Raw genomic sequence first — 7,170 nt, 5'->3', positions numbered from 1 at the left:
TCTTCTTCGGCGCCATGTGGTTGATCGTATGGGTCTTCCTGGCACCGTACGGACCCTCGACGCACCGCTCTCACAGTGCGCGGCGTGCCGACACGAACGATGTGTACAGCCTCGCTACGCAGCAAAGAGGAGGTCGGTGAGATGTACAAGACGTTCGATGTAGCGCGTTCGAAGCCTGATGTGACCCTAACGGCCGCCGGTGGATCCACGCAGCCGAAAGCCTTGATGTTCCATGCGATCTATCGGAACCCGGGTGGCGAGGAGCAGAGCTTTGCGAACGAATCCAAGCTCCTCGAATCGATCGGATACGAGACGGTTCGGTGCACCACGGACAACTCCGAGATCTCCGGGGGACCGTGGGCGGCAGTCACAGCAGTATTCAGCCCGCGGGTACTTGTCGACGCGTTTCGTATTATCCGTTCGGAGCGGCCCGACGTCGTCTACGTCAACAATCTCTGGCCTGCGTTTTCGGCCTCGTTGCTCGTGGCTGCGCGAGCAGCCGGAATTCCTACGCTGCAGGCGGTTCGGAACTACCGCCTGGCCACACCGTCCGCCAAGTTGCGCGGGGATGGCACGTGCACCGAATGTGGTTCCACGAACTACTTCTCGAGCTGTGTCCGCAACGGATGCTACGGCAACAGCCGACTTCAGAGCCTTGTCTGCTACTTGAGTGCTGCGGCAGTCAAGCTGAGCGTCTCGGGATGGAAGCAGCACAGGTTCGTGGCAACGAGCGCGATGACAGCGCGGCTGATCGAGGGGCCACTGATCGATTCCGATCGCGTCGTGGTTCGTCCGAACTTCGGATTCGAAGAAAATGAACCCGAGTTTCGGAGCACTGATTCGGTTGTGTGCGTCAGCCGACTGACACCGGAGAAGGGCGTCCTGGACCTGGTGCGCAACTGGCCACAGGACGAGGGAAGTCCCTCACTCACAGTGCTCGGTGACGGACCGCAGTACGCCGAGATCTCCAGCATCAGCGCAGCTCGCGACAACGTCACGCTGGCCGGATTCACTTCACACGAAGATGTGATCGAGATACTCCGCGACAGTGCGGCGTCCGTGGTGCCGTCTCAATGGGCAGAGCCGTTCGGACGCGTTGCGATCGAATCGATGTCGGTTGGCACCCCGGTCATCTACGCAACCAGCGGCGCTCTCGCGGACATCGTCGGACCTGGCGGAACGCCTCTCCATTCCTTGGATGAGTCGTCGATTCGCGAGGCCCTCGACCGGATCTTCGGAGCGGGCGACCGATCGGCGATACGCAGATCCGCTTATCGTCACTACTCGAATCGCTTCACATCGGGCAAGGCAGCGACGTCGATGCGTGAGCTCATCAACGAGGTGAGATCGTGAACGATCGCACTCGACATGTGACATTCATGGCGGATCAGGCGCTTTCGAGCATCCTCACTTTTGTCGTCCTCACCTCGGTGGCACGACTCGGTGGTCCGATCGAAGTCGGCCAGGTTGCCGTGATTCAATCGGCGGGTCTGTTGGCACTGGCACTGGGGAGAGCGATCGGCGTCGACGTCTGGCTGTCGCGAGGGGCGGGGTCTGACGAGCGTGGACCGGCGTTGGCGCCCACGATCGCGCTGGCGGCGGTATCGGTGACATCGGTGTGGGCACTGTTCGTGATCGCCGGCTCGGACTCGATGAATCTCACGGTATACGCCTTGGCTGCAGCTGGTTTCGTGGTGTTCGACGTGATACGCACGATGCTGATGCACGACGGTGCGAGTTGGATCTCTGCGTCGATACAGATCGTGAGCCGCGGGCGTCGTCGTGACCATTCCGCTGGTGGTCATGGTGCTGCTCTTCCAGCGCCGTATCGTCGCCGGGCTCACCGCCGGCGCGGCCAAGTAGACACCTCACCGCACACCCGAGGAGCCGGATCCACCGTGTCCCACCCCGCACCCTGGTGGCGCAGCGCCGTCATCTACCAGGTCTACATCCGCAGCTTCGCCGACGGGAACCGCGACGGCGTCGGCGACATCGCCGGCCTCCGCTCGCGCCTGCCGTATCTGAAGTCGCTGGGCGTGGACGCCATCTGGATCAACCCCTGGTACAAGTCGCCCATGGCCGACCACGGTTACGACGTGGCCGACTACCGGGACATCGACCCGCTGTTCGGCACGCTGTCCGACGCCGAGCGGCTCATCGAGGAGGCGCACGCGCAGGGGATCCGGGTGATCCCCGACATCGTCCCGAACCACACCTCCGACCGGCACGCCTGGTTCCGCGCGGCGCTGGAGGCCGGCCCGGGCAGCCACGAGCGCGAGCGCTACGTCTTCCGCCCCGGCCGCGGTCCCGACGGGGCGCAGCCCCCGAACGACTGGGTGTCCTGCTTCGGCGGCCCGGCCTGGACCCGGCTGCCCGACGGCGACTGGTACCTGCACCTGTTCGCGCCGGAGCAGCCCGACCTGAACTGGCAACACCCCGAGGTACGGGAGGAGTTCGAGTCGATCCTGCGGTTCTGGTTCGCCCGGGGCGTGGACGGCTTCCGTATCGACGTCGCCCACGGGCTGATCAAGCACCCGGACCTGCCCGACCTGCCGCCCCGCGCGCAGCCGGCGGTGCTGGGGCCGCTCACCCGCCGCGACGAGGTGCGCCGGCACCTCGACCACCCGCACTGGGACCGCGACGAGGTGCACGAGATATACCGGTCCTGGCGCAAGGTCGCCGACGAGTTCCCGGGCGAGCGCTCCTTCGTCGCCGAGGCCTGGGCGGACACCCCCGAGCGCCTCGCGGCCTACGTCCGGGCGGACGGTCTGCACACCGCCTTCAACTTCGACTTCCTCATGTGCCGCTGGGACGCCGGGGACCTGCGGGCCGTCATCGACGACTCCCTCGACATGCTCGGCGCGGTGGGCGCACCGGCCACCTGGGTCCTGTCCAACCACGACGTCATGCGCCACCCCAGCCGCTACGGCCGTACCGCGGAGCGCAGCTGGACGGTCGACACGCGCTACGAACCCGAGGGCCCGCTCGATCTCGCGCTGGGCACCCGGCGCGCCCGCGCCGCCGCCCTGCTGACGCTCGCCCTGCCCGGCGGCGCCTACGTCTACCAGGGCGAGGAACTCGGCCTGCCCGAGGTCGAGAACCTGCCCGAGTCCGCCCTCCAGGACCCGATCTGGGAACGCTCCGGCCACACCGACCGCGGCCGCGACGGCTGCCGCGTCCCGATCCCCTGGTCGGGCCCGGCGGCCCCCTACGGCTTCGGCACCGGCGCAGAGCCCTGGCTGCCGCAACCGGACGACTGGGCGGGGCTCTGCGTCGAGGCCCAGACGGGCGATCCCGCCTCCATGCTGGAGCTCTACCGCGCGGCCCTACGCATCCGCCGTGACCACCCCGCCCTCGGCGACGGCGGCATGACCTGGCTGGACACCCCCGAGGGGGTGCTGGCCTTCCGCCGCGAGCCGGGCTTCGTCTGCGTGGTCAACCTCTCCGGAACGCCGTACGAACTGCCCGCGTACACCGCCCTCCTGCTGGCCGCCGGGCCCCTCGAAGGCAGGGTGCTGGAGCCGGACCAGGCGGTTTGGCTGGCCGTGTAGCTTCCGCACCGGCGTTGCGGGGCCGTCCCGACCGTACGCTGGACCCATGACCCGTCCGGCCCGTCCGGAGCAGACGCCGGTCTCGCTCACCGTCCGGCCGTCGGCGGCAGCCCTCGCGCCGCTGATCGGCGCGATGGGCTGTGCCGAGGGGCGGTTCGCGCACACCGCCGAGCTGGCCCTGCCGACGGGCGGGGCGCAGCTGCTGGTCAACCTCGACCGGGACGCCCTGTCCTCCTCCCCGCTGCGGGGCCCGGGCCGGCGTACCCGGGGCGCGGCCGTGCACGGGCCGTACACGGAGCCGGCCCTGATCGACCCGGCACAGCAGCGGGCCGTCCTGTGGGTGGCGTTCCGGCCCGGGGGCGCCCACCCCTTCCTCACCGCCCCGGTCTCCGAGGTCCGCGACGACCTGGTCGGACTCGACGAGCTGTGGGGCACGGACGGCGCGGTGCTGCGCGAGCGGCTGCTGGAGGCCATGGCCGCCGGGGGCCCGCGGGCCGGGTTGCGGGAGCTGGAGACGGCCCTGCTGGCCCGGGCGCGACGCCCCCTGGAGCCCGACCCGGCGGTCCGCCTCGCCGCCGCGCTGCTCGGCCGGGGCACGCCCGTCGCCGAGGTCGCCGACCGGCTGGGCTGGACCGCCCGGCGGCTGGCCCGCCGCTGCACCGACCAACTGGGACTCGCGCCCAAGCGGTACGCCCGGATCCGGCGCTTCCAGCGGCTGCTGGGCCATGTGAACGCCGGGCAGGGACCGCCGGACTGGGCGGTGCTCGCCGCGGACTGCGGTTACCACGACCAGGCGCACCTGATCCACGAGTTCCGCGCGCTGGCCGGGATCACCCCGACCGCGTACGCACCGCGCTCGCCGCTCGAACGCAACCACGTTCCGCTGGACAGGTGAACGGCCCCGGACCGGCCTTTTTTCTACAATCCACGATCCCCGGACCCGGCGATCGTGGAGGCATGACGAACACACCCGCACAGCAGACCGTCACCCGGCTCTACGCCCGGCTCGTGGTCCCCGACGGCCCCCGCGCGATCGACTTCTACCGGGCCGCGCTCGGCGCCGAGGAGATCGAGCGGTACACCGGCCCCGACGGGAGGATCGTGCACGCCCTGCTGCGGCTCGGCGGCGCGGTGATCGCGGTGAAGGACGCCGACGCGGCCGACCCGGCGCCGGCGTCCCTCGGCGGCAGCCCGGTGATCATGGCGCTCGACGTGTCCGACGCCGACGCCGTGGCCGAGGCCATGGTGCGGGGCGGGGCGACGGTGGTGTACCCCGTCGCCGACCAGCACTACGGGCAGCGCGGCGGCCGTCTCGCCGACCCGTTCGGGCATCTCTGGATGATCTCCCAGACGATCGAGGACCTGACGCCCGAGCAGATCCAGGCGCGTACGGACGAGTTGTTCACCTGACGCGCGGCGTCAGCGGGCGTGCGCCGCCGGCTCCTCCACCTTCGCGTTGGCGTCCACCTTGCCGCCCGGGTGCCGCAGGGCGCACAGGAAGGCGATGCCCAGGGCGATGGCCATGCCGTAGAACACCCACTGGTTGGCCTCGGCGAAGTCCATGCGGATCGCGGACATCGCGTCCCGGGTCGCCTCGGCGGCGGGGCCGGTGCCGGTGGGCGGCCGGGCGTCGCCGTTGCCCGTGACCGACTCGGTGACGTCGCGTGCCACGCTCTGGGCCGTTCCCGCGGGCACGCCCCGGGACTCCAGGGTGCCGGTCACGTTGTCGGTCGTGACATGCGTCAGGATCGTGCCGTAGACCGCCATGCCCACGCTGGCCGCGAAGTTGCGCACCGTCTGGGTGATGCCGGTGACCTCGCCGTAGGAGGTTCCGATGGCCCGGTTCACGGCGTCCGTCGACGCCGGCGCCAGGATGAAGCCGATGCCTGCCCCGGCGAGCGCCGCGTAGAGCCACTGGTCGTGCATGGTCAGGTTGGTGAGTTCGCCCGCCCAGAGCGCGAACCCCACGGCGCCCACCACCGCGCCCAGTTTCAGGGCCGGCCTGGCGCCCTGCTTGTCGAGGATCCGGCCGCCCCACTGGGAGGCGATCGCGAAGCCCACGAAGAAGTACAGCAGGAACAGCGCTGCCTGGTTCGGCGAGGCGCTCAGCGACACCTGCGCGTAGACGGAGGCGAAGAAGAACAGGGGGACGAACGCGAGCATCGCGAAGAACAGCACCAGCGCGTCCACGCTGAACGCCTTGTCGCGGAAGACCCGCAGATCGATCAGCGGGTGCTCCACCCCGCGTTCGTAGCGGACGAACCCGGCCAGCACCGCGAGGCCGCCCACGATGCACACCCAGGTCGCCCAGCTGTCCCAGCCCCAGGAGAACGCCTGCTGGAAGCCGAGGACACTCAGGCCCATGCCGATCGCGATGAGGACGGCACCCGGCACGTCCAGCGTGCCGGACCGCCGCCGGTCGGGGATGTGCGCCAGGGCGGTCAGCACCAGCGCCACGATCGCCACCGGCACGTTGACCCAGAACACGGCCCGCCAGGTCCAGTTCGTGAGCCAGCCGCCCAGCAGCGGGCCGACGGCGGTCAGCGCGCCGGTGACCCCGAAGAACAACGCGAGCGCACGCCCGCGCCGCTCGACCGGGAACACCGCGACCACCACGGCCAGGGCCGCGGGGAACAGCAGTGCCGCTCCCAGCCCCTGCGTGGCGCGGAACACGATCAGCCAGGCCTGCGCGGCGCCGCCCTCGGGGACGCAGCCGCACAGCACCGAGGAGACGACGAACACCAGCGTGCCGATGATGACGACCCGGCGCGGCCCGTACAGGTCAGCGAGGCGGCCGCCGAGCGCGAAGAACGCCGCGAGAGCCAGCAGATAGGCGTTGACCACCCACTGCATGCCGGAGGACGACAGACCCAGTTCCCGGACGATGTCCGGGGCCGCGATCGACACGATGGTCTGATCGATTAAGGTCATGGCGACGGCGAACATCATCGCCGCCAGCGCGACAGTCTGCTGGGGTGCGGATCGGGAGGGGGCCGCGGCCTCGCCGCGCCCCGGGCGCGTGCTGCTCACGACATCAGTCTGCGCCCGGCGATGTCCTGTCGCATCAGATGGCTCATCGGTACCGGGAGTCACGCTGATACCGCGAATCGTGCTCTCCGGCAACCCCTCGGCGGTGTGAGGACGACCTCCTCGGCCATGTGACCGTGGTCCGCCACGGATGCCGCGTCGAGCGTGCAGGATGCGGGCACCAAGGAGGACAGACAGTCGAACGACGGGAGAGGCAGACGATGGTCCCAGCGGAACCGCAACCCCAGGGGATCGGCATACCGGCCGAATCCACTGCGGGCGAGACCAGGGTGGCGGCCACGCCGGCCACCGTGGGGAGACTCGTCGCGCTCGGCTACGACGTCACGGTCGAACCGGAGGCGGGAGCCTCGTCCCGCTTCTCCGACGCGGCCTACGAGGAGGCGGGAGCCCGGCTCGGCGACCCCTGGCAGGCGGAGATCGTGCTGAAGGTCAACGCCCCCTCGACCGAGGAGATCGGCCGGCTGCGCGACGGGGCGACACTGATCGCGCTGGTCAGCCCCGCCTTCAATCCGGACCTGGTCGAGCCTCGGCCAAGCTATCTGGGGATTCGCTCATGGCAGACGAGCAAGGC

At 69.9% G+C, this 7,170-nt stretch carries 5 protein-coding genes and 2 pseudogenes; 6 read left to right on the top strand and 1 reads right to left on the bottom strand.

The features are described from left to right. Nucleotides 1-141 precede the first annotated feature (141 nt). The 5 genes and pseudogenes from ABT116_RS37565 (at nucleotide 142) to ABT116_RS37550 (ending at nucleotide 4,961) form a co-directional block, all read left to right on the top strand. On the top strand, nucleotides 142-1,353 hold the full coding sequence (locus ABT116_RS37565) for a glycosyltransferase family 4 protein (RefSeq protein WP_351643652.1): 1,212 nt from the start codon (nucleotides 142-144) through the stop codon (nucleotides 1,351-1,353). Nucleotides 1,354-1,767: 414 nt separating this feature from the next. Then, nucleotides 1,768-1,863: pseudogene (locus ABT116_RS51025) on the top strand (carbohydrate ABC transporter permease); the annotation flags it as partial. 35 nt (nucleotides 1,864-1,898) lie between these two features. Beyond that, entirely contained in the window at nucleotides 1,899-3,551 is a 1,653-nt protein-coding gene (locus ABT116_RS37560) for a glycoside hydrolase family 13 protein (protein WP_351643648.1), read from the top strand. Nucleotides 3,552-3,597: 46 nt separating this feature from the next. Continuing rightward, on the top strand, nucleotides 3,598-4,446 hold the full coding sequence (locus ABT116_RS37555) for a helix-turn-helix domain-containing protein (RefSeq protein WP_351643643.1): 849 nt from the start codon (nucleotides 3,598-3,600) through the stop codon (nucleotides 4,444-4,446). A gap of 62 nt (nucleotides 4,447-4,508) precedes the next feature. Beyond that, on the top strand, nucleotides 4,509-4,961 hold the full coding sequence (locus ABT116_RS37550; RefSeq protein ID WP_351643638.1) for a VOC family protein: 453 nt from the start codon (nucleotides 4,509-4,511) through the stop codon (nucleotides 4,959-4,961). Between the two features lie 9 nt (nucleotides 4,962-4,970). On the opposite strand, the gene ABT116_RS37545 is transcribed toward ABT116_RS37550, so the two are convergent. Continuing rightward, nucleotides 4,971-6,500, bottom strand: coding sequence for an MFS transporter (locus ABT116_RS37545; RefSeq protein WP_351643658.1), 1,530 nt, complete (start codon nucleotides 6,498-6,500; stop codon nucleotides 4,971-4,973). Nucleotides 6,501-6,799: 299 nt separating this feature from the next. Here ABT116_RS37545 and ABT116_RS37540 point away from each other — a divergent pair. Further along, nucleotides 6,800-7,170, top strand: a pseudogene (locus ABT116_RS37540) (hypothetical protein); the annotation flags it as partial.

The sequence above is a fragment of the Streptomyces sp. NPDC002130 genome (genome assembly GCF_040296465.1).
GTDB lineage: Bacteria > Actinomycetota > Actinomycetes > Streptomycetales > Streptomycetaceae > Streptomyces.
Note: the sequence above shows the minus strand (reverse complement) of the source record. Positions and strands in the feature narration are given on the sequence as shown.

Excerpts from the sequence above, each read along its gene's own strand:
- ABT116_RS37550 (WP_351643638.1), top strand. The coding sequence starts at position 4,509 with ATGACGAACACACCCGCACAGCAGACCGTCACCCGGCTCTACGCCCGG.
- ABT116_RS37565 (WP_351643652.1), top strand. The coding sequence starts at position 142 with ATGTACAAGACGTTCGATGTAGCGCGTTCGAAGCCTGATGTGACCCTA.
- ABT116_RS37545 (WP_351643658.1), bottom strand. The coding sequence starts at position 6,500 with ATGATGTTCGCCGTCGCCATGACCTTAATCGATCAGACCATCGTGTCG.
- ABT116_RS37555 (WP_351643643.1), top strand. The coding sequence starts at position 3,598 with ATGACCCGTCCGGCCCGTCCGGAGCAGACGCCGGTCTCGCTCACCGTC.